This is a genomic window from Shewanella kaireitica, assembly GCF_023284045.1.
Lineage (GTDB): Bacteria > Pseudomonadota > Gammaproteobacteria > Enterobacterales > Shewanellaceae > Shewanella > Shewanella kaireitica.
Map to the genome: position 1 here is coordinate 416,036 of NZ_JAKIKQ010000003.1, position 25,405 is coordinate 441,440.

A 25,405-nucleotide genomic window follows, 5' to 3' on the forward strand; every position below is an offset into this window, starting at 1 on the left:
GCAAGGGGCTTACTTACCCAGTAAATTTCGCCACATTATCTTCATTCGTTGCCAGATCCCTGGATGATCATAGGCTGGTATCACTTCCTCCACCAGCTTAACAGGTGGGGTGACACGGGGGCTAATCTCACTGATAAAGCTATTTAAAGAGTCCGCTAACTTAACACTTTGGGCTTGCCCAGCGATTTCAATCCATACACTGCCATCAGCATTGTTTACCGTGATCATCTTGTCTTCATCATCGAACACACCGATAAACCAAGTAGGCTCCTGTTTAAGCTTCTTTTTCATCATCAGGTGGCCAATCATATTTTGCTGTAGATGCTCAAAATCGCTTTGACTCCAAGCTTGCAACAGCTCTCCTGTACCCCACTGTGAGTCAAACATTAGTGACGCGGCAAAATGAGAGCCATAAAAGGCATTAATATCGTCATGTAAAGACAGCTCTAGCGCATGCTCAATATTATCAAATCGTCCCGTATCAACTCGAACAACGCTCTTCCACTGCAGCGCCTCTTCTGTTTCAACGTCAACATCACCGACAATACACTCTGACGCTTGTTGCTGCGCATAGTAACGAGGGTGCTCACCTAATGTATCGAGGTAAGCTTGTTGATAGTCGTTTAAAAAAATATCCAGAGCAGGTAAAGAAGACACTTAAGCCATTCCAAAATCAGTTATAATAAGGGTCTATTTTGACATGGAAACCGTATTGATGACAAAACATCATGATCCCTATAGTGACGCAGCCGAACTTTCAGAACTCACACTAGGAAAGTCGACTGGCTATCAAGAGCAGTATGATGCTTCTTTACTACAGGGTGTACCGCGTAAATTAAACCGCGATGCAATCGGCCTTACTGATGAATTACCCTTTCATGGCTATGATATTTGGACTGGCTATGAACTTTCTTGGTTAAATGCCAAAGGCAAGCCAATGGTCGCTATTGCAGAATTCAGTTTGGATTACCAAAGTGCTAACTTAATTGAATCAAAGTCATTTAAATTGTATTTGAACAGCTTCAACCAAACTAGATTTGATGATGTACAAGCGGTGCAAACGACCTTAAGAAATGACCTATGCGAATGCGCGCAGGGCGACGTTAGTGTTAAAGTCATCGAACCTAAGCAATTTAGCCATCAACGTATTGTCGAGTTACCAGGAACTTGTATTGATGCTCTCGATATAGAAGTCGATGATTATAGTTTTAATCCTGACTATTTAGTCGACAGTGTTGATGACAAAGTGATGGTCGCAGAGACATTAACCTCTAACCTGCTTAAGTCAAACTGTTTAATCACCTCTCAACCCGACTGGGGCACGGTAATGATCCGTTATCAAGGACCAAAAATTGACCGTGAGAAACTGCTACGCTACTTGATCTCATTTAGGCAGCACAATGAGTTTCATGAGCAGTGCGTCGAGCGCATTTTTGTTGATCTAAAACGTTTCTGTCAATGTGCAAAGCTAACGGTTTACGCACGATATACTCGCCGAGGCGGCTTAGATATCAACCCCTATCGCAGTGACTTTGAAACTCCTGCCGACAACCATCGCCTAGCCAGACAGTAAGCGGTCTGAGGCAAAAAACCGGGCTTAATCAAGAGCTCGGTTTTATAGCGCTAATGTTTGGACGAGTTCATTGATCTGCTCTCTTAACCAAGCATTAGCCTTGTTTTGCTGCAGTTTTTTACTCCAAATCAAATGATATTCTATCGCCCTTGTTTCAAAAGGTAGCGGATATTGCACCAAATCAAATAGCTGCGCATATTCTTTAAGGTAACGAGAAGATGCCACTGAGATGGCATCGGTTTTAGATGTCGTCGCCAACATACTTAATAACGAAGATTGCTCACTATAGGTTTTACGTTGCGGTAAAACCGTTTCACTATACAGCTCGGTGATAGCAAGATTTGAACGGCGCATCTTAAACACTACGTGCTTTTCTGAGAAATATGCATCTGAGCTCAATTGCCCTTGTATTCTCGGGTGATCTTTTCTCGCCACACATACCAATTTATCACACATTAACAAACTAGCATTTAACGACGACGGTATTTGGCTCATAACATCTATCGCGAGATCCACTCGTTCAAATTGCAGATCTGACTGAAGTAACTCCTCGTTCGACGGCGGCTCCTTAAAAACAATATCGACAGCAAGCCCAGCGGTTAATTTATCAATTGGCGATTGTAATAACTGCATAATGACTTCATTGGCATACACCTGAAACTGTCGTGAATGCAGTTTAGGATCAAATTGATCCATCGCAGTGACCACATCATCAATAGCATTAAAGTGACTATCCAGCTGATGATACAAGTTATGCCCAGCAGAAGTCGCCTCCACTCCGCGGCCTACCCGAATAAAGAGTTCATCGCCTAGCTGTTTTTTTAAACGGTTTATCGCGTTACTCACCGAAGATTGCGTTAAGTCGAGTTGTTCGGCTGCTCGGCTAAATGAACCACAGCGATACACAGCAAGAAATACCGGAAATAGGTTCAGATCAAATTGGTTAGTTTGCGGCATTGGGATCAATATTATTTACAGCATGAATATTAAATTACAATCTAGCGATAATTACTAAATAACACAAGCACTCTACACTAGCCTCAATTCAATTTGTATTGACTCGGTTCTAGCTCAAATCATGTTTAGAACCCTTTTTGAGGAAACACCATGAAACTCTCAGCCCTTACTCTTGCCATAATAAGCACTGTCACACTCGGTTTTTCATCAACGACTATCGCAGCCCAGCATGAACACGACCACATTACCGTTCATTATGAAGGCAAGGCTGCGACCCAGCATACTGCGCAGCATAACCAAGCTATTGCTGAAACTCTCAACTTTACTGACACCAAGGCTTTTGAACAGTCATCAAAGAACCTTATTGCAAAGTTTGATAAAGCAACTGCCGATATACTGAGAGCTGAATTTGCTTTTATTAGTGAGCAAACACCTGACTCTGTTAACCCATCACTTTATCGCCAAGCGCAGCTCAATATGGTACCAAATGGCTTATACAAGGTGTCTGACGGGATCTATCAAGTACGTGGCACAGACTTATCTAATTTAACCTTAATAAAAGGTAAAACGGGTTGGATCGCCTACGATGTATTGCTCACAAAGGAAGCCTCTAAAGCATCACTTAGCTTTGCACTTAAAAACCTCCCTGAAGGCAGCGATCTCCCTGTTGTGGCGATGATCTACTCTCATAGCCACGCCGATCATTTTGGTGGTGCCCGTGGTATTCAGGAGATGTTCCCCAATGTCGAAGTTTACGGTTCACACAACATCACTAAAGAGATCGTTGATGAAAACGTACTTGCAGGTAATGCAATGAGCCGCCGTGCAGCGTATCAATATGGTGCAACTTTAGGTAAACACGACCACGGAATTGTTGATGCCGCGCTCGGTAAAGGTTTATCAAAAGGTGAGATCACTTATGTGGCTCCAGATTACACCTTAAACGGTAAAGGAAAATGGGAAACCATTGAAATAGATGGTCTAGAGATGGTGTTTATGGATGCCTCTGGGACTGAAGCAGAGTCCGAAATGATCACCTATATTCCGTCTAAAAAGGCGCTTTGGACGGGTGAGCTGACTTATCAAGGGATGCACAATATCTACACCCTACGTGGCGCAAAAGTACGTGACGCGTTAAAGTGGTCAAAGGATATCAACGAGATGATCAGTGCTTTTGGCGGCGATGCCGAAGTACTGTTTGCCTCTCATTCGGCGCCAGTTTGGGGTAATAAAGATATTAACCAGTTTTTGCGTCTGCAACGTGACAACTATGGTTTGGTTCACAACCAAACCCTAAGGTTGGCTAATAGTGGCGTCGGGATCCAAGACATTGGTGATGCAATTCAAGACACCATTCCAGAGACGGTGTACAAGGCTTGGCATACCAATGGCTATCACGGCACTTATAGTCATAATGCCAAGGCAGTTTATAACAAATACTTGGGCTATTTCGACATGAACCCAGCTAACTTAAATCCACTACCGACAAAGCTAGAATCAGCTAAATTTGTCGAGTACATGGGTGGTGCCGATGCAGCCGTAAAACGCGCAATGGATGACTTTGCTCAAGGTGAATATCGCTTTGTCGCTACAGCGCTAAACAAAGTCGTAATGGCAGATCCGAGTAACGATACCGCGCGGCAACTATTGGCGGATACCTATGAGCAATTAGGCTATCAATCAGAAGGTGCAGGCTGGAGAAATATCTACCTAACTGGCGCACAAGAATTACGCGTTGGTATTCAAAAAGGCGCGCCTAAAACCGCTTCGGCGGATGTGATTAGTGAAATGGATATGCCAACCTTGTTCGACTTCTTGGCCGTCAAAATCGATAGTCAGCAAGCCGCTAAGCACGGCTTAGTTAAAATGAACATCATCACGCCAGATACCAAACAAGTGCTCTACATTGAGCTCAGTAACGGCAACCTGAGCAACAATCTGGTTGACAGTGAGCAAACTGCAGACGCTAACCTTATTATTAACAAGGCTGACGTTACTCAAATTTTACTGGGTAAGACCACGCTAAAAGCTTTGCTCGCATCAGGTAAGGCTAAAATCACTGGCGACAAAACAGCCTTTAGCAAAATAGCAGGCAGTATGGTGGAGTTTGACCCGGCATTTGAAATCGTGCCAACACCAAAATCATAAACGCTTAGCCATAAGCTAGCACGAATAAAGGGACGCTCTATGCGTCCCTTTTCTATTGTCTTTTATTACTAATATGCTAAAACCAATGTGTTAATACTGACGACTTGCGCTTGATAATCAATAGAAGCTGCGGCCATAGCCTGTCCATCCATGCTCACCGCAAAACGGTACTCGCGATTCAAATGACCTAAAGCGCAGTGCCAATTATCAGCTGCACTCACTGACATAAGGTTAGAATGTTTGACTCCCGTTGGTTTATCTGTAAGCGCCTTATTATCAGTCTCTAAACCTTGCTCTGCAAAAAGCTGCAAACCAACTTGTTGTTTAAACAGCATCTGCTCAGTAAAGCCAGCTCGGTGTAGCTCTGGCGGCATATTTTCGCTCGACTGCAATACTAAAGTGCTTTGCTTTATCGACGAGAGATCAAACCCAAATGATTTTAACGACAAAGCTAAACCCAAGCCCTTAGCTTTAATATAAGACTCTTTCAGCGCCCACAGATCAAAAAATCGGTCACGCTGTTGCTCGCAGGGCAGCGCAAGCAGAGCCGCCGTTTCTGGCTCAGAAAAGTAATGATTTAGTATGGAATGAATATTGGTACCACTGCGGCAACGCTCAATATCAACACCCAACTCCAACGGCAGCATTTCCCGCGGCTGCTGAACAATAGCCAGCAATAACCAATCGCCACTATGGCTTAAATTAAAAGTGATGCCACTGTGTGCAAACTGAGCAGCAGTTAAACGCGGTTTGCCTTTTTCACCATATTCAAACTGCCACTCATTAGGTTTAAGTTTGCCATGCTGCGATAATATAGCCCGCAGATAGCCGCGCACCATTAAACCTTGCACTTGAGCCGATTGTTGAATATAACGATCCACTTTATCAATCTCATCTTGTGGTAACCACGAACGAATAATTATCGCAGCGTTATCGTCGAGAAACGATGGCAATAGCGGGCAGAAATAAAGTTTGATACTCGATGATGAAGGGGTTGGCGATGACAAGGCGAACTCGAAACAGTGGCTTATTCACTTATTGTGGCCTCTTTTCCCCCAAAACAACAGAGGGGCAAGCTCAAATAATCTAAGCTCGCCCCGCTAACGCCAATATATACCGATTCATTTTCCCTCTGTTAGTCAGTTAGCTGTAACTCCTTAAACGCTTTGTCTGGAATGACATCATAACGACTGAGGCTCATTGAAAAAACTCCATCTCCACCTGTCATGGATTTAAGCCGAGTTGAGTAATCGCCTACATTGGCCAATGGTGCTTCCACGTTAACTTCAACTCTACCTGTCGCTTTTGCCTGAGTACCACAGATGATCCCACGCGACGCACTAATGTCTCCAGTAATCTCTCCCACTTGGCTTTGTTCAACCGAGATCTGCATATCAACAATAGGCTCTAACACCACAGGCTCAGCCAATGCTACTGCGTCCTGAAACGCTTTTTTACCTGCCATAACAAATGCGATCTCTTTTGAATCCACGCTATGATGCTTTCCATCAAGCACAGTGACTTTGATATCCTGCATTGGGAAACCACCCAATGCGCCAGCTAACATTGCGTCACGTACACCTTTCTCAACCGCCGGAATATACTGGCTCGGTACTGCACCGCCAACAACCTTACTGACAAACTCAAACCCTTGACCTCGCGGTAGTGGTTCGACTTTAAGCTCAACTTCACCAAACTGCCCCGAACCACCGGATTGCTTTTTATGGCGAAAACGTGCACTTGCCTCTGCTTGTATGGTCTCTCGATAAGCCACTGCTGGCGTCTCTGTATCCATATCAACATTAAATAAAGTTTGTGCTTTCTCCAGTGCTATCTGCAGGTGTAGATCCCCCAGCCCCTTTAAAATAGTTTGCCCTTTCGCCTCACTGCGGTTGATCTGCAAACTCGGATCTTCGGCAACGAGCTTATGTAACACTTCAGAAATTTTCTGCTCATCTCCGCGGCGTTTTGGTGATACAGCAAGTCCAAAAATAGGTTGTGGCAAGTTAATTTCTGGCAGATGAAACTCATCTTCATCATGGCTATCGTGCAGTACAGCGCCCACTTCAAGTTCATCAATCTTGGCAATAACGCAGATGTCGCCAGGAATAGCCTGGCTAACATCAATGAGTTTATCCCCTTGCAATTTAGCCAAATGAGCCACTTTAAACGCCTTACGCTCACGGCCAATGAATAGCTTCATGCCAATATTAAGGGTGCCTTGATACAGTCTAAATACGCCCATTCGCCCAAAAAATGGGTCGATTGAGACTCTAAATACATGAGCGAGTACGTGGTCAGTTGGACTTTGACTAACATCTATTGGCAACGCATTCTGAGCAAAACCTTTGATGAATTGTGGTGGATTGGCTTCCAGTGGACTCGGCATCAACTTCACTAATAACTCTAATAAAGCAGCAATACCAATATCATTCTCTGCACTAGTAAAACAAACTGGTACTAGATGCCCCATTCGTAGCGCAGCTTCCAGCGGTGCATGTAATTGTTCAGAGCTTAGGGACTCACCCTGCTCTAAATACAGCTCCATCAGTTGTTCGTCTTCTTCCAACACCGTATCAACTAACTCGTCACGCGCCTGTGCAACGCCAATAAAGGCTGTGCCAGTTTGCTCATCGCAGTGAAGATAACAGTCAACCACATCATCCACCGCGCTGTTTGGTAAATTAACCGGTAAACAACGATGACCAAACTGTTGCTGTATGTTTTCCAGTAGCTGCGCAAGTCCAGCTTCGTTGCCATCAATATGGTTTATCGCTATCAGTACCGCCTTACCTTGGCTGCGCGCTGCAGCAAACGCTCGTTTAGTAACGGATTCAATACCCACTCCGGCATGAATAACCAGTAGCACTGACTCTACGCCAGGCAATGGCAGCAATGCACGTCCAAAAAAGTCAGGTAGACCTGGAGTGTCGATTAGATTGATATGGTGATTTGCAAAATCTAGATTTAAAAACGAGGGTTCTAAGCTGTGTCGGTGAGATTTTTCTTGGGCAGTGAAATCAGCATGATTTGTGCCCTTGTCCACCCTGCCTTTTAAATTGATTGCTTTTGCGCGAAACAATAGCGCCTCTAATAAAGAGGATTTTCCTGATCCTGTATGCCCGAGCACAGCCAAATTGCGGATCTGCTCAGTATTGAACTCAGCCATAACGGCCTCCTTTGTCACATTATTAAACTTACGTATATCAATAAGACAATTTTTATGGAGCTGTTAACAACGAGTATAGACTTGTGATAAAGCGCAATATTTGACCTAGATCACGCTTTACTTTGCCAACGTTAGTTACCACACAAAATAACACTTTAGCTTACACCTGTTCACTCAATCTGGTCATATCAGCGATTAATAAGTCCCAGGTGATTGTATTGCCCTAAAACCTCATGTAGTCTGCACATCCATTGGTCAAAATATACTAGGTTAATTACCAGAAACATTGAACTCCCGTGCAGTTCATTAGTCATAAAAACGTAATTAAGTCCCAGTAGATTATTAACGGAAACCCGCTAAATAGATGGCAGAGCAAGTTAACACAAGCTTAAATTCGGCAGCGAGTAAGCCGAATAAGTGTACGCAAAGCGCTACAGAAGCTCGGCACAGCAATGCCACTACGACTCCCGAGATGCGTCGATTCATTCAAGAATCAGACCTCAGTGTGAGTCAACTTTCCAAAGTGCTGAACATCAGCGAAGCCACTGTACGCAAATGGCGCAAGCGCGATTCGATTGAAAACACGCCAAATACACCGCACCACCTCAATACCACGCTAACGCCACTGCAAGAGTATGTCGTCGTCGGTTTGAGGTACCAGCTGAAAATGCCACTCGATAGATTACTGACGGCAACGCAGAGATTTATTAACCCCAATGTGTCACGTTCAGGCTTAGCAAGATGTTTAAAACGTTATGGTGTTTCGCGAGTTAGCGATATAGAAAGCCCTGATGTACCGATGCGTTATTTTAACCAACTGCCGATAACCCAAGGTAGTGATGTACAAACCTATACCTTGCACTATGAAACACTGGCACAAACCTTAGCGTTGCCAAGCACGGATGCTGAAAATGTAGTTCAGGTGGTTTCATTGACTATCCCACCACAGTTGACCGATGAGCAACCCAGTTCAATCTTGCTTGGTATTGACCCCCATAGTGACTGGATATATCTCGATATCTATCAAGACGGTAATACCCAAGCAACCAACAGATACATGGCCTATGTACTAAAACATGGGCCGTTTCACTTACGAAAGTTACTCGTCAGTAACTATCACAGTTTTATAGAGCGCTTTCCTGGTGCGACGCAAAATCGCCGCACCTCTACAGACAAGCCAAAAACAAACAACAAGACGCCTGAATGCCAGGCATCCACTGGAGACTCATAATGAGCCAGACCTCTAAACCTCAACAATCATCAGCATCAGAGCAAGCACAAGACTCGCAAGCTGATACTCGCTTAAATAAACGTTTAAAAGATATGCCTGTTGCCATTGTCGGCATGGCAAGCATCTTTGCCAACTCGCGTTACCTCAACAAGTTTTGGGATCTTATTAGCGAAAAAATAGATGCCATCACAGAACTACCAGCCACTCACTGGCAGAAAGAAGATTACTTTGATGCCAACAAGAGCACGCCAGATAAAAGTTACTGTAAGCGCGGCGGCTTTTTACCAGATGTTGACTTCAACCCAATGGAGTTTGGTCTGCCGCCAAATATCTTAGAGCTGACTGACTCATCGCAGTTGCTCTCTTTGATCGTTGCAAAAGAAGTATTGGCTGACGCTAACCTACCTGAAGGGTATGACCGCGACAAAATTGGTATTACATTAGGTGTCGGCGGCGGCCAGAAGATCAGCCATAGCTTAACCGCGCGTCTACAGTACCCTGTGCTAAAGAAGGTTTTTGCCAATAGCGGTATTAGCGACGAAGACAGCGAAATGCTGATCAAAAAATTCCAAGACCAATATGTACATTGGGAAGAGAACTCTTTCCCTGGTTCATTGGGTAACGTTATTGCCGGTCGTATCGCCAACCGTTTTGATTTCGGCGGCATGAACTGTGTGGTTGATGCGGCTTGTGCAGGTTCTTTAGCTGCAATGCGCATGGCACTCAGTGAGCTGGTTGAAGGTCGTTCAGAGATGATGATCACTGGCGGTGTTTGTACTGACAACTCGCCATCTATGTACATGAGCTTCTCTAAGACGCCCGCATTCACCACCAATGAAACCATCCAGCCATTTGATATCGACTCAAAGGGAATGATGATTGGTGAAGGTATCGGCATGATCGCATTGAAGCGTCTTGAAGATGCCGAGCGTGATGGCGACAGAATTTACTCGGTCATTAAAGGTATTGGTTCTTCATCAGATGGTAAGTTTAAATCAATCTATGCGCCTCGCCCTGAAGGCCAAGCCAAAGCGCTAAATCGCGCCTATGACGATGCAGGTTTTGCGCCGCACACTCTAGGTCTGATTGAAGCCCATGGTACCGGTACTGCCGCAGGTGACGCTGCAGAATTTGCCGGTCTTTGCTCAGTGTTTAGCGATGGTAACGACACCAAACAGCACATTGCGCTAGGTTCAGTTAAATCACAAATTGGCCACACTAAATCTACCGCAGGTACTGCTGGACTGATTAAAGCAGCTTTAGCGCTACACCATAAAGTATTGCCAGCAACGATTAACGTCAGCCAACCGAGTCCCAAGCTTGATATTGAGAACTCACCGTTCTATCTCAATACCGAAACCCGTCCTTGGTTACCTCGCGTCGACGGCACACCGCGCCGCGCCGGTATCAGCTCATTTGGTTTTGGTGGCACTAACTTTCACTTTGTACTGGAAGAGTACAACGCAGAGCATAGCCGCGAAGATAGCGAGAAAGCTAAGTATCGTCAGCGTCAAGTTGCACAAAGCTTCCTTGTTAGCGCTGCAAACAAAGATGCACTTATTAAAGAATTAAATACCTTAGCAACGGCAAGTTCTGCCGCTGAGTTTAACCTTAAAGATGCCGCTGCAAATTACGCAGTACGTGAATTAGCCACTGATGCACCGCGTATTGGTCTCGTTGCCAATAGCGCAGCAGAACTGGCAAGCTTTATCAAACAAGCGCTATCGAAGTTAACCGCAAGCGACGACACTCAATGGCAACTGCCAGGTGGCATTAGCTACCGCGCTATAGCGATTGAAGGCAAAGTGGCGGCATTATTCGCTGGCCAAGGTTCGCAATATCTCAATATGGGACGAGATCTTGCCTGTTACTACCCAGAGATGCGTCAGCAACTAGTCACAGCAGATAAAGTATTTGCCGCCAATGACAAAACACCTTTATCGCAAACGCTATATCCAAAACCTGTGTTCAATAAAGATGATGTCAAAGCACAAGAAGCAGTGCTGACTAACACCGCTAATGCACAGAGTGCTATCGGTGCCATCTCTATGGGTCAATATGCGCTATTCACAGCTGCTGGCTTTAACGCCGATATGGTTGCAGGTCACAGCTTTGGTGAGTTAAGTGCGTTATGCGCTGCAGATGTTATTTCAACAGATGACTACTACAAACTCGCCTTTGCTCGTGGCGATGCCATGGCTACCAAAGCGAAAAATAAAGACGGTCAAGATGCTGATTGTGGCGCTATGTTTGCCGTTATCCATAAAGCAGAGGATTTGAGCACACTTGAAAGCACTATCGCTAAATTTGACGGTGTTAAAGTGGCTAACTACAACGCGCCGACTCAGTCGGTCATTGCAGGTCCAACGGCTAGCACCACAGATGCAGCTAAAGCATTAAGCGACCTAGGTTATAAAGCGATCAATCTACCAGTGTCTGGCGCATTCCACACTGAGCTAGTTGGCCACGCTCAAGCACCATTCGCCAAAGCGATTGACGGTGCGAAGTTTACTAAACCTAGCCGTGCACTCTATTCCAACGCTAGCGGCGCGCTATATGAAAGCACTGGCGCTAAGGTTAAGGCCTCGTTCAAGAAACATATGCTTCAATCAGTTCGTTTCACCGCTCAGCTAGAAGCGATGTTTGACGCTGGCGCTCGCGTATTTGTTGAATTTGGTCCAAAAAATATTTTGCAAAAACTAGTGCAAGGTACCTTGGCAAGCAAACTTAATGAGCTAAGCGTTATCTCTATCAACCCAAGCCCTAAAGGCGACAGCGACTTACAACTTAAGCAAGCGGCTCTGCAGCTAGCAGTAGCCGGTGTGCAGCTTGATAATATCGACCCATACCAAGCCGATATTGCCGCGCCAGCAAAACGTTCACCAATGAGCTTAACGCTAAATGCTGCCAACCATATTAGCCCTGCAACCCGCGCTAAAATGGCTAAGTCATTAGCAACTGGCACAGTGAAGAGCGCGACTATCATCGAAGAGAAAATCGTTGAGAAGGTTGTTGAGAAAGTGGTTGAAGTAGAAAAAATTGTTGAAGTGCCAACCATCATTGAAAAAGAAGTTGAAAAGATCGTGGAGATTGCCGTACCAATGTCTAATGAGCATGTAGTGTCTACTGCCCCAGTTCAAAATAATACCGTTGCTTCAAATGCAAGCGCTCCAAGTGTAAGCGTTAGCACTGATGCCCTAAGTCAGTTCTTTGCTGCGCAACAACAAGCGGCGGAGTTACATCAGCAGTTCCTCAGCATCCCACAGCAATATGGTGAAACTTTCACTACCTTAATGGCAGAGCAGACAAAACTTGCGGGTTCTGGTGTCGCATTGCCTGAAAGCCTGCAACGCTCAATGGAGCAGTTCCACCAGCTTCAAGCGCAAACTGTTCAAAGCCATACTCAGTTTTTAGAGATGCAAGCTGGCAATAACAATGCCGCGCTAAACATGCTCAATGGTACTGCGACAGTGATCACCGCACAGCCATTGCCAGCAGCAGTGCAGAGACCTCAGCAAGTCGTTCAACAGGTCGCAGTTTCTGCACCAGCAGTGTCAGCGCCTGCAGTAACGACTCCTGCTGCAGCTCCAGTTGTTAGCAGTGCTCCGGCGCCAGTTCAACATGCCGCTGCAACACACATTGAAGCCGTTGCTAAAGCGGCTGAAGCTGCACCAGTAGTCGCTGCGCCGTCATCTGCACCAGTTGTGCCCGTGAGTAATAGCGCCGCAGCAGCTGTTCTTAGCGCCGAAAAGGTTCAAGCAACCATGCTTGAAGTGGTCGCTGAGAAAACTGGCTACCCTACAGAGATGCTAGAACTTGAAATGGACATGGAAGCCGATTTAGGCATTGACTCTATCAAACGAGTAGAAATTCTAGGTACAGTTCAAGACGAACTTCCAACTCTACCAGAACTCAGTCCTGAAGATTTAGCCGAGTGTCGAACACTGGGTGAAATCGTTAGCTACATGAACTCTAAGCTCTCTTTGAAAGACGCTGAGGGCTCTAAACTCTCTACAAATACTGCCGCAGGCGCTGCAAATACAGTTACCGCTGAAGGCTCACTCTCTGCACAAAAAGTCCAAGCGACCATGATGTCAGTGGTCGCAGAAAAGACCGGCTACCCAACAGAGATGCTAGAGCTTGAGATGGACATGGAAGCCGATTTAGGCATCGATTCTATCAAGCGTGTAGAAATTCTTGGTACTGTTCAAGATGAGCTTCCAGGTCTACCTGAGCTGAGCCCTGAAGATTTGGCTGAGTGTCGTACTCTGGGTGAAATCGTTAGCTACATGAATAGCAAGCTCTCTACAACTGCCGCCGCAGGCGCTCCATCTGAAAGCCCAGCTCCTCAAGTTGCAACTGCAAAGACAGCCCTGAGCGCGCAAAAAGTCCAAGCAACCATGATGTCAGTGGTTGCAGAAAAGACTGGCTACCCAACAGAGATGTTAGAGCTTGAAATGGATATGGAAGCCGATTTAGGCATCGATTCTATCAAGCGTGTAGAAATACTTGGTACTGTTCAAGATGAGCTTCCAGGTCTACCTGAACTTAATCCTGAAGATCTAGCTGAGTGTCGCACATTGGGCGAGATCGTTAGCTACATGAACAGCAAGCTCTCTACAACTGCCGCCGCAGGCGCTGCTGGCGTTTCATCTGCAGGTGCAGCGCCTCAAGTTGCTACTGCCGAGACAGCCCTGAGCGCGCAAAAAGTACAAGCCACTATGATGTCAGTAGTCGCTGACAAAACCGGTTACCCAACAGAAATGCTAGAACTAAGCATGGACATGGAAGCCGATTTAGGTATCGATTCTATCAAGCGTGTCGAAATACTTGGTACTGTGCAAGATGAGCTTCCAGGGCTGCCTGAGCTTAATCCTGAAGACTTAGCTGAGTGTCGTACACTAGGCGAAATCGTTAGCTACATGAACTCTAAACTGGCTGATGGCTCTAAACTCTCTACAAATGACGCCGCTGGCGCTTCATCTGCAGACTCAGCTCCTCAAGTTGCAACGGCAAAGACAGCCCTGAGCGCACAAAAAGTACAAGCTACCATGATGTCAGTGGTCGCAGAAAAGACTGGCTACCCAACAGAGATGCTTGAGCTAAGCATGGACATGGAAGCTGATTTAGGTATCGACTCTATCAAGCGTGTTGAGATCTTGGGTACTGTGCAAGATGAGCTTCCAGGCCTACCGGAATTAAACCCTGAAGATTTGGCAGAGTGCCGCACTTTGGGTGAAATCGTTAGCTACATGAACTCTAAGCTTGCGACAATTGAAGCTGCCGAACCAGCTGCAGCACAAGTGGCTAATGGTCTTAGCGCGGAGCAAGTACAAGGCACCATGATGTCAGTGGTTGCTGAGAAGACCGGTTACCCAACAGAGATGCTTGAACTGAGCATGGACATGGAAGCCGATCTTGGTATCGACTCTATCAAACGAGTGGAAATTTTAGGAACAGTACAAGATGAGTTACCGGGATTACCTGAGCTAAATCCAGAAGATCTTGCCGAGTGTCGTACATTGGGCGAAATCGTTGCCTACATGAACTCTAAGCTGACTAATGTTAGCAGTGCAGCAACGGCGGTCATCGCAGATGCAGTTAAATCAGTCGCAGAGACGGTAACATCTTCTCTTGAGCTTCCACCTCACAGCGAGGTAGCGCTAAAAAAGCTTAATGCGGCGGATCAAATTGTTGATTGCTTCGCCGCAGACGCAGCTATTGTCATTACCGATGATGGTCATAACGCAGGCGTATTAGCAGAGAAACTGTCTAAGCAAGCCCTTAAAGTCGCGGTTATTCGCCTGCCAAAAGGTGCAGCGCAATCACCACTAAGCAGTGACGTTGCCAGCTTCCAAGCAGAAAGTCTTGATGAAGCAGGGATCAATGCTGTTATCGCTCAAATTGAGCAGCAACTAGGCGAGATTAGTGGATTTATTCACCTACAACCAGAAGCTGACAGCAATAACGTTAATGATGCGATTAACTTGAGCAGCGAAAGCTTCACTCACGTTAGCCAAGCATTCCTTTGGGCTAAGCTGTTACAGCCAAAGCTTAACGTTACCAATGAAAAGCGTCGCAGCTTTATCTCTGTCAGCCGTATCGATGGTGGTTTTGGTTACTTAGACACTAAACAGCTGCAAGATGCTGAGCTAAACCAAGCTGCACTAGCTGGATTAACTAAAACACTGAGCCATGAATGGCCAACGGTTTTTTGCCGCGCGTTAGATATTGCACCGAGTTTAGATGCAACTCATTTAGCCGACGTCATTACTGGTGAGCTGTTCGATAGCGTGACTAATTTGCCAGAGGTCGGTATTGCTATCGACGCAAGTGGTAACATTGAACGTTCAACATTGGTTGCGGGCAATGCTAGTACTAAGCATGCAACAGCACAGTTAAATAGCGCAGATAAAATACTGGTGACCGGCGGTGCAAAAGGGGTGACCTTTGAATGTGCCCTAGCACTTGCTAAACGCACTCAATCGCATTTCATCCTTGCAGGACGTAGTGAATTACAAGCGATTCCTGCTTGGGCTGCAGCTAAACAGATCAGCGAGCTTAAGCCCGCTGCTATTGCACATATTGTCTCTACAGGCAGCAAGCCAACACCTAAGCAGATAGAAGCATTAGTCTGGACAGTGAAAAGCTCTATCGAGATAAACACTGCTCTTGCAGCGTTTAGCGAAGTGGGCGCAAGTGCCGAGTATGTCAGCATGGATGTGACCAATACCGCTGCAATTACAGCAGCGTTAAACGGCCGCTCAAATGAGATAACCGGTCTTATCCACGGCGCAGGCGTGCTGGCTGATAAGCATATTCAAGACAAAACACTTGAAGAGCTTACCCGGGTTTACGGCACTAAAGTCAATGGACTGAAAGCGCTACTTGCCGCACTTGAGCCGAGTAAAGTTAAGCTACTTGCAATGTTCTCCTCGGCAGCAGGTTTTTACGGTAATACCGGGCAGAGCGATTACGCCATGTCTAACGACATCCTTAACAAAGCGGCGTTGCAGTTCACTGCCCGTCACCCACAAGCTAAAGTCATGAGCTTTAACTGGGGTCCTTGGGATGGTGGTATGGTTACCGATGCACTGAAGAAGATGTTTACTGAGCGCGGTGTCTACGTTATTCCACTTAAAGCAGGAGCAGAACTTTTTGCCACTCAGCTATTAAGCGAAACGGGCGCACAACTGCTTATTGGTACATCAATGCAAGGTGGAACTGACGCTCAAGAGGCAGCATCTGTAAAAAAGCTTAATGCGGGTGAGGTGCAAAACGCATCACGCCCGCTAGCACCAGCATCTCTAACTAGAGTGTTAAACCCTAATGCGCTGGTCTTTATTCAAGACCACCGTATTAGCGGTAATCCAGTGCTACCGACGGTATGTGCGATTCAGTGGATGCGTGAGGCGGCGAGTGAAATGCTTGGCGCTCAAGTTAAAGTTATCGACTATAAATTACTCAAAGGGATCATATTTAACAGCAGTGATGCGCAGGAGATGACGCTTGAATTAACGCCGAGCGGCAACGATCAAATGACTGCATTAATCAGCAGTCATGGCCGTCCGCAGTACAAGGCGACTTTAGCTCGTAATGACAATGCAGATAATGCACCGTCAAAGAAGTTCAACAGCCTTGGTAAAGCGGTGACAACAGCGGCAGAACTCTATAGCGACGGTACCCTGTTCCACGGGCCTCGTTTGCAAGGCATACAGCAGGTGTTCAAGTTTGATGATGCGGGTCTCATCGCTCAGTGCCAATTACCACAGGTAAGTGATACTGACTGCGGTCAATTTGTTGCAAGCCAACATCTTGGTGGTAGTCAACCATTTGCAGAAGACTTGCTACTGCAAGCGATGCTGGTATGGGCAAGGCTTAAGTACGGCGCGGCGAGCTTGCCATCAACTATCGGTGAGTTTATCTCGAACAAGCCGCTAGCATTTGGTGATAAGGCTGTACTCGCGCTAGAGGTGGTTAAGACAAGTGCTCGCTCACTTGAGGCTAACGTTGCGCTTTACCATGAAAATGGTGAATTGAGTGCAATGATGAAAGCGGCGAAAGTCACTATCAGTAAGAACCTCAATAGTGCTTTCTTAAATGAAGCCGCCGTGAGTGACAAACAGAAAGCCTTGAGCACTGGAGAGCAGCAATAATGGGCAATTTGACTGCCAGTGCTACTAGCTCAAGCGATCAGGTTATCAAGAGTGAGATGCCACTGCGCATCGCACTCTTGGTGCTGCCTGCACCGCTAGACTTAAGCGGAAATGTTGAGCAAACATCAGAGCTTATTTCTGTGCTACTCCCTGAGTTACATAGCTCAAAGTTATTGCAAACATCAGAGCTTGTCTCTGTTCAAGTCGACGACTTTGAAGCAAATTTAACCGCCACTATCGATGCGATAGAGCATGGCAAAATAGTGCAAATCCACACAGCGACCAGTTCGCTATTAATGATGCATGCACTTAAAGCTGCGCAAAATAGAATTCACCCTCATGCGCAGCTTGCGGCGATGCAGATAAGTTCAATCACTCAGTCGGCGTCAACAGTGCTTGCAGACTCATGCATGAAAAATGCATTGTTCCAAGCCAAGCGTCAGCCTGACAGTGTCAGTAAACGTTTTGATTTGCCACAGCTTAATAGCACGCAACAGTTTGATGCCGTCTGTGAGCTAATCAAAGATCTCGCCTCTCGGACACATCATAGAGACGCGAGCTCAATTAGCGCTAAACAAGCTGCGAGTCACTACTGGTTTACCGAGCACCATCAAGCACGAGTGATGGCTATAAATCTAACTAATACAGTAGAAAGTACTGCAAGCTGTATCAGCTTCATCGTTTCTCAAGGTACAGGCTTTATCGCAGCAAAGTCGATTATCGGTAACAAGCGATTGCAGTTTATTGTCAGTGCTAATAGTGAAGCAGGATTGCTTAATGAACTTGCGAGACTCAGCTCTAAACTCGAGAGTAAGCAGGCTGCGGCACCTAGCTCAATACTGACGCTGATGCGCGACAACCTTATCGCTTATGAAAAGCAGCATAGTGATAAAGCAGTAATCAATAAATACGCTATTACCCTGCAGGCAAGCTCAGTTGAAGCCATGTTACAAGAGCTTAAAGCCATGGTCGACGCTCTGCCTAAGATAATCAGTGAACAAGGTCAGTACCGTACCCCAGCAGGGAGCTACTTTACCGCTAACGCTCTAGGCAGCGTCGAGAAAAATGGTTTAGCGTTTGTCTACCCTGGAGTGGGCACAGTCTATAGCGATATGTTCAGCCAGTTGTACCAGTACTTTCCTTCTCTCTATGCCAAGCTTGAGCGAGAAGGTGATTTAAAGTCGATGTTTCAAGCAGACAGTATCTACCATTTAGACTCAAAAGTTGCGCCAGCTATGCCCCTTGGCGATCTAGCTATTGCAGGTGTGGGTAGCAGCTACTTGCTGACTCAGTTGCTGGTTAAAGCATTTAATGTCACCCCACGTTTCGCGCTCGGGTACTCCATGGGCGAAGCATCAATGTGGGCCAGTCTTGGTGTATGGAGCGATCCACACGCCTTAATTGAAAAGACTAAGACGGACCCACTGTTTACCAGTGCGATTTCGGGCAAGCTAACGGCGGTTCGTCAAGCTTGGCAGCTTGATAACACCAGCCCTGATATCGTCTGGAACAGCTTTGTGGTCCGCACAGATGCAAAAACCATTGAAGCACTCCTGCCTGAGTTTCCACGCGCTTACCTTGCCATAGTTCAAGGCGATACCTGTGTGATTGCAGGTTGTGAAATCCAGTGCCGCGAATTACTAGCACGAATGAAGAAACGCGGCATTGCTGCCAATAGAGTCACTGCAATGCACACAGCTCCCGCAATGGAAGAACATAGCAATGTAGAGCAGTTTTACATACAGCCGCTACTCGAATCACTGCCTACTGATATCAAGTTTATCAGTGCCGCCTCTGGTGACAGCACGGTATCAAGCGCAACCGCAGGCCTAGACAGTCAAGTTATTGCGCGTTCCATTGCCGACACCTTCTGCAACACCTTAGACTTTACTGCGCTTATCCATAACGCTCAAAAGCAAGGCGCGACATTATTTGTCGAGCTAGGTGCAGATAGGCAAAACTGCACCCTTATCGACAAAATTGCCAAGCAAGACCGTCAATGTGGCAGTAAGTCTTCAGACTTTCCATGTTGTACTGTGCCAACAAATGCCAAAGGCGGTGACGATATCACCACTCTGCTCAAGGCATTAGGCCAGCTCATTAGTCATCGAGTTCCACTGTCAGTCACTCCACTTATCGATGGATTACATCGTGAAATAGCACTGGCTCATTTAGCCACTAGCGCGAAAAAGGTTGAGAGTGAACAACAGTCAAACCTAACATTACAAGGGGAAGTCTAATGTCTTCTTCAGACAGAAATACTAGCTCTAAACAGAGCAAGATTGCCATTGTCGGTTTAGCTACGTTGTACCCAGATGCTAAAAGCCCACAGCAATTTTGGCAAAACTTACTCGATAAACGAGATTCTCGTAGCACCTTGACCGATAAAAAACTCGGAGCCAATAGCGCCGATTATCAGGGGATACAGGGTGAGTCTGACCGTTTTTATTGCGATAAAGGCGGTTACATTGAAAACTTCAGCTTTGATCCATCAGGCTATAAGCTGGCAGCAAATAGTCTTGAGAGTTTAGACAACAGCTTTCTATGGGCGCTCGATACCAGTCGTAAAGCCTTAGCTGATGCGGGCATAGCCCTCGATAATGATGAGTTGCTTAGTCGTACTGGCGTTATTATGGGCGCGCTATCTTTTCCCACTGAGCGCTCCAACGACCTGTTCTTGCCTATTTATCACAGTGCAGTAGAAAAAGCATTGCAAGATAAGCTTGGCAGCCAAAACTTCAAGTTAAGCGCCACTAATGCAGCGAGCCCGCGGGCGACTAACGAGTCCAGCCTAGATACGGCTAATGGCGCCATAGCCCACAACACCTCTAAAGTGGTTGCCGATGCGCTCGGACTTGGCAGTGCTCAGTTAAGTCTCGATGCAGCTTGTGCAAGCTCAGTTTACTCACTCAAACTTGCCTGCGATTACTTAAGCACAGGCAAAGCCGATGTGATGCTTGCAGGCGCCGTGTCTGGCGCAGATCCATTTTTTATCAATATGGGATTCTCTATCTTCCATGCTTACCCAGATCATGGTGTATCAGTTCCTTTTGATGGTGACAGTAAAGGCTTATTTGCTGGTGAAGGAGCGGGAGTATTAGTACTTAAGCGCCTTGAAGATGCTGAGCGCGATAACGACAGAATCTACGCAGTTGTCAGCGGAGTAGGGTTATCCAATGATGGCAAAGGCCAATTTGTATTAAGTCCAAACCCTAAAGGTCAGGTCAAAGCTTTTGAGCGTGCTTATGCCGCTAGTGATATCGAGCCTAAAGATATTGAAGTGATTGAGTGTCACGCAACTGGCACGCCACTGGGTGACAAAATTGAACTCACCTCAATGGAAACCTTTTTTGAGGATAAGTTAGCTGGTAGCACTGCCCCACTTATCGGCTCAGCCAAATCAAACTTAGGCCACCTGCTCACCGCCGCTGGCATGCCAGGGATCATGAAGATGATCTTTGCCATGAAAGAGGGATTACTGCCGCCAAGTATTAATATCAGCGATGCAATTTCGTCACCAAATCAGTTATTTGGTCAAGCGACCATGCCAAACTTAGTGCAAGGTTGGCCTGATAAACCCTCTAATAATCATTTTGGTGTAAAAACTCGTCACGCTGGCGTTTCTGTATTTGGCTTTGGTGGCTGTAACGCTCACCTACTACTTGAGTCTTATTCGCAAAAATCGGCACCGAGCCAAGCCCAAAGTTCAGTGGTCACGGCAGCAACACCTGCACCATTGAAAATAGTAGGCCTCAGTTCGCATTTTGGACCTTTGAGCACCATTAACCAGCTCGACAGTGCTATTGCTAATAACAGTGATGCATTTATTGAGCTACCAGAAAAGCGCTGGAAAGGTTTAGAGAAACACCCTGAGTTACTGGCACAGTTTGGTCTTAACGCTGCGCCGAAAGGGGCTTACGTTGATAACTTTGAGCTAGATTTCTTACGCTTTAAACTGCCACCAAACGAAGACGATCGCTTGATTTCACAGCAGCTAATGTTGATGCGTGTCACCGATGAAGCGATTCGTGATGCTAAGCTGCAAGCGGGCCAAAAGGTGGCTGTGTTAGTGGCGATGGAAACAGAGCTTGAGCTGCATCAGTTCCGCGGCCGAGTAAACTTGCATACTCAGCTGCAACAAAGCTTAGCCGCATTAGGCGTTAACCTAAGTGATGATGAATACCAAGCACTTGAAGCTATCGCCATGGACAGCGTACTAGACGCTGCCAAGCTCAATCAATACACCAGCTTTATTGGCAACATTATGGCATCTCGCGTGTCATCTCTGTGGGATTTTAATGGCCCAGCCTTTACCATTTCAGCGGCAGAGCAATCGGTAAGTCGTTGTATTGATGTCGCCCAAAACCTTATTGCCGAAGACAACCTTGATGCAGTCGTGATTGCAGCAGTCGATTTATCAGGCAGCTTTGAACAAGTTATCTTAAAGAACAACATCGCCCCAGTCGCCATGACCCCAACGGGTAATGCTACTGCGCAAGCTAACTGGAACGTTGGTGAAGGCGCTGGTGCTGTCGTGTTAGTCAAAGATGAAAGCACATCAGGTCGAGCATATGGGCAAATTGATGCATTGGCATTTGGCCATGCGCAGCAATTGGCGCACGTGACCGATAAACTACTGACACAAACCGCAACTAACAGTAGCAGCATCAATGTTGTTGAAACCAATATCGCACCAGGCAGCGTAACCACGGACGATTCACTGAGTAGTCGTTTTGTAAATGCGGTCGCGACTAGCGCCGATGATCGTATCGGCCACTGTTTTGCCGCTGCAGGAATGGCAAGTTTACTTCATGGATTATTGAGTGCATCTCGCAACTCGGCAGCAAGTAACAATGCGCTGATCACCAATATAAGTGAAAACCAAGCTTCTCAATTATTGATTAGTCAAAGCCAAGGCGAGCAGCAAGCATTAGCTGTGCGCCTAGCCAATGGGCTTAAATCTGACGCAAAACATCAGCTAGTAAAGCAAGTTACTTTAGGCGGTCGCGATATCTATCAACATATCAACGACACTCCGCTAGCGAGCTTGGCTGCAATTAAGCACAAACTCGCTAATGGTGCAGTATCCACTCTGCCCCAGCAACCAAACAAACCTATGGTAGTTAGAGCGCAACAGACAGCTCAGCTTTCAACCTTACCTATGAGTGCTGTAAATGCTACCGAAATAGACACGGCAGCAGTTGCGACTCAAACATTAGGCACTTCATCTATGACGACTCAAGTTAAACCGACACAAGCAAACCCAGTTGTAAGCACTGCAATTGATGTATCTACAGGTGACTTAGCTGCATTCCAACAAAATCAGCAGCTCGCCCAGCAAGCACATCATGCATTTCTTAAGAGCCGCTCTGCAGGTATGCAAGTTGCCGATGCACTGCTAAAACAACAACTTGCTCAAGCAACAGGCCAAACTGTAGCACCACAAACTGTCACTACAGCTGCTCCAGTAGCCGTTGCTCAAGTCGCACCTATTGCAGCGCCAGTTAATGTTATCGCTCCCGATCACGCCAACGTGCCACCTTATATCGCGCCAACGCCAGCACTGAAGCCTTGCATCTGGAACTATGCTGATTTAGTCGAATACGCTGAGGGCGACATTGCTAATGTATTTGGCAGCGATTACGCAATAATCGATAGCTACTCACGCCGCGTTCGCCTACCAACCACTGACTACCTGTTGGTATCTCGCGTTACGAAACTTGATGCGACTATGAACGAGTTTAAGCCTTGTTCAATGACCACAGAATACGACATCCCAGTTGATGCGCCATATTTGGTTGATGGTCAGATCCCGTGGGCAGTTGCTGTAGAATCAGGCCAATGTGACTTGATGTTGATCAGCTACTTAGGTATCGACTTTGAAAACAAAGGTGAACGAGTTTATCGTCTACTAGATTGTACCCTCACCTTCTTGGGCGATCTGCCTCGCGGTGGTGACACCCTGCGTTACGATATTAAGATCAACAACTATGCCCGTAACGGAGAAACTTTGTTGTTCTTCTTCTCTTACGAGTGTTTTGTTGGCGACACCATGATCCTTAAAATGGACGGTGGTTGTGCAGGCTTCTTCACTGATGAAGAACTGGCCGACGGTAAAGGGGTTATTCGCACCGAAGACGAAATTAAAGCCCGCAGCTTAGCAGTGAAGAAAACCTTTAATCCGCTACTTGATTGCCCTAAAACCAGCTTTAGCTACCCAGAAATCCACAAGCTGCTAACTGCTGATATCGAAGGTTGCTTTGGCGTGAGCCATAAAGGCAATGCTCAACCATCACTTTGCTTCGCATCAGAGAAGTTCTTGATGATTGAGCAGGTGAGTAAAGTTGAGCGCAGTGGCGGTACATGGGGCTTAGGTTTAATTGAAGGTCATAAGCAACTTGAGGCTAACCATTGGTATTTCCCTTGTCACTTCCAAGGTGATCAGGTGATGGCTGGCTCATTAATGGCCGAAGGTTGTGGTCAGTTACTGCAATTCTATATGTTGCACCTTGGTATGCACACCCAAACTAAAAATGGTCGTTTCCAGCCACTAGAAAATGCCTCACAGCAAGTTCGTTGTCGTGGTCAAGTATTGCCACAATCTGGTGTATTGACTTACCGCATGGAAGTGACCGAAATTGGCTTTAATCCACAGCCTTATGCCAAAGCGAATATTGATATCTTACTTAACGGCAAAGCCGTGGTGGATTTCCAAAACTTAGGCGTGATGATCAAAGAGGAAGATGAGTGTACTCGCTACCCTCTTCTGACCTCAAGCACTGCTAACGCAAAGTCAACAGCTACTCGCGAAGCGCATAAGGAATACCAAGCCGCATCGGTTAACGCTCCATTGATGGCGCAAATTCCCGACCTGACTAAAGCGCCTAATAAAGGTGTGATCCCAATTTCACACGTTGAAGCGCCAGTTACACCGGACTATCCAAACCGTGTACCCGATACAGTGCCATTTACGCCGTATCATATGTTTGAATTCGCTACCGGTAACATTGAAAACTGCTTCGGCCCTGAGTTCTCTATCTATCGCGGCATGATCCCACCACGTACTCCGTGTGGCGATCTGCAAGTGACCACCCGTGTTATCGAAGTGAACGGTAAGCGTGGCGACTTTAAAAAGCCATCGTCATGTATCGCTGAATATGAAGTGCCAACAGATGCTTGGTATTTTGATAAGAACAGCCATCAAGCGGTAATGCCCTACTCAATATTGATGGAAATTTCACTGCAGCCAAATGGCTTTATCTCGGGCTATATGGGCACGACCCTTGGCTTCCCAGGTCTTGAGCTGTTTTTCCGTAATTTAGATGGAAGCGGTGAGCTACTACGTGAAGTCGATTTGCGCGGTAAGACAATTCGCAATGATTCACGTTTGCTATCAACAGTGATGGCAGGCACCAACATCATTCAGAGCTTTAGCTTCGAGCTCAGCACCGATGGTGAACCTTTCTACCGCGGCAGCGCAGTGTTTGGTTACTTTAAAGGTGACGCGCTTAAAGACCAGCTAGGACTTGATAACGGTAAAGTGACTCAGCCTTGGCACGTCGCCAAGGGGATTGCCGCCGACACTAAAGTCAACTTGCTCGACAAGAACGGCCGTCATTTCAATGCCCCAGCGAGTAAACCACATTACCGCCTAGCGGGTGGTCAGCTTAACTTTATCGACAACGTTGAAATTGTTGATAATGGTGGCACCGAAGGCTTGGGTTACCTTTACGCTGAGCGAACTATTGACCCTAGTGATTGGTTCTTCCAGTTCCATTTCCATCAAGATCCAGTAATGCCGGGTTCATTAGGTGTTGAAGCCATTATTGAAACCATGCAAGCTTATGCGATTAGCAAGGATTTAGGCGCAGGATTTAAAAATCCTAAGTTTGGTCAAATACTCTCGAACATAAAGTGGAAGTATCGTGGCCAGATCAATCCATTGAACAAGCAGATGTCTATGGATGTCAGTATCACCTCAGTTAAAGATGAAAATGGCAAAAAAGTGATCTCTGGTAATGCAAGCCTAAGTAAAGATGGGCTGCGCATATACGAAGTGTTTGATATTGCCATTTCTATCGAAGAATCTGTTTAAATCTGAGTGAGTGACTGGCTATTTTACTCAATTTCTGTGTCAAAAGTGCTCACCTATTAGCATAGGCTGCGCGCTT

10 protein-coding genes are annotated in these 25,405 nt (G+C 46.3%); 6 read left to right on the top strand and 4 right to left on the bottom strand.

Annotated elements, in window-relative coordinates; translation table 11 throughout:
* Nucleotides 1–9 precede the first annotated feature (9 nt).
* The gene (gene syd / locus L2730_RS06735; protein ID WP_248973884.1) at nucleotides 10–657 is read right to left on the bottom strand and encodes a SecY-interacting protein; all 648 of its coding nucleotides are present in this window, start codon (nucleotides 655–657) and stop codon (nucleotides 10–12) included.
* Between the two features lie 58 nt (nucleotides 658–715).
* Here syd and queF point away from each other — a divergent pair, with 58 nt between their 5' ends.
* On the top strand, nucleotides 716–1,573 hold the full coding sequence (queF, locus tag L2730_RS06740) for an NADPH-dependent 7-cyano-7-deazaguanine reductase QueF (protein ID WP_248973885.1): 858 nt from the start codon (nucleotides 716–718) through the stop codon (nucleotides 1,571–1,573).
* A gap of 42 nt (nucleotides 1,574–1,615) precedes the next feature.
* On the opposite strand, the gene L2730_RS06745 is transcribed toward queF, so the two are convergent.
* Nucleotides 1,616–2,530 (bottom strand): LysR family transcriptional regulator, encoded by a 915-nt coding sequence (locus L2730_RS06745; protein ID WP_248973886.1) that lies wholly within the window; start codon nucleotides 2,528–2,530, stop codon nucleotides 1,616–1,618.
* Nucleotides 2,531–2,680: 150 nt separating this feature from the next.
* On the opposite strand from L2730_RS06745, the gene L2730_RS06750 reads away from it, so the two are divergent.
* Nucleotides 2,681–4,678 (top strand): alkyl/aryl-sulfatase, encoded by a 1,998-nt coding sequence (locus L2730_RS06750; protein ID WP_248973887.1) that lies wholly within the window; start codon nucleotides 2,681–2,683, stop codon nucleotides 4,676–4,678.
* Nucleotides 4,679–4,746: 68 nt separating this feature from the next.
* Here the strand turns inward: L2730_RS06750 and L2730_RS06755 are convergent, their stop codons facing one another.
* Both L2730_RS06755 and fusA read right to left on the bottom strand, forming a co-directional pair.
* On the bottom strand, nucleotides 4,747–5,685 hold the full coding sequence (locus L2730_RS06755) for a 4'-phosphopantetheinyl transferase family protein (protein ID WP_428848437.1): 939 nt from the start codon (nucleotides 5,683–5,685) through the stop codon (nucleotides 4,747–4,749).
* Nucleotides 5,686–5,813: 128 nt separating this feature from the next.
* Complete coding sequence (gene fusA, locus L2730_RS06760) at nucleotides 5,814–7,847, bottom strand: elongation factor G (RefSeq protein ID WP_248973888.1); 2,034 nt, start codon at nucleotides 7,845–7,847, stop codon at nucleotides 5,814–5,816.
* A gap of 364 nt (nucleotides 7,848–8,211) precedes the next feature.
* On the opposite strand from fusA, the gene L2730_RS06765 reads away from it, so the two are divergent.
* From L2730_RS06765 to pfaC, 4 genes are read left to right on the top strand one after another with little or no spacing between them, the layout of a single operon-like run.
* Entirely contained in the window at nucleotides 8,212–9,078 is an 867-nt protein-coding gene (locus tag L2730_RS06765; RefSeq protein ID WP_248973889.1) for a transcriptional regulator, read from the top strand.
* On the top strand, nucleotides 9,078–17,234 hold the full coding sequence (locus L2730_RS06770; RefSeq protein ID WP_248973890.1) for a type I polyketide synthase: 8,157 nt from the start codon (nucleotides 9,078–9,080) through the stop codon (nucleotides 17,232–17,234). The genes L2730_RS06765 and L2730_RS06770 overlap by 1 nt, the downstream gene beginning before the upstream one ends.
* The gene (locus tag L2730_RS06775; protein ID WP_248973891.1) at nucleotides 17,234–19,474 is read left to right on the top strand and encodes a PfaB family protein; all 2,241 of its coding nucleotides are present in this window, start codon (nucleotides 17,234–17,236) and stop codon (nucleotides 19,472–19,474) included. The genes L2730_RS06770 and L2730_RS06775 overlap by 1 nt, the downstream gene beginning before the upstream one ends.
* Nucleotides 19,474–25,329: an eicosapentaenoate synthase subunit PfaC gene (gene pfaC / locus L2730_RS06780; protein ID WP_248973892.1), complete on the top strand. Its 5,856-nt coding sequence runs from the start codon at nucleotides 19,474–19,476 to the stop codon at nucleotides 25,327–25,329. The genes L2730_RS06775 and pfaC overlap by 1 nt, the downstream gene beginning before the upstream one ends.
* Nucleotides 25,330–25,405: the final 76 nt, after the last annotated feature.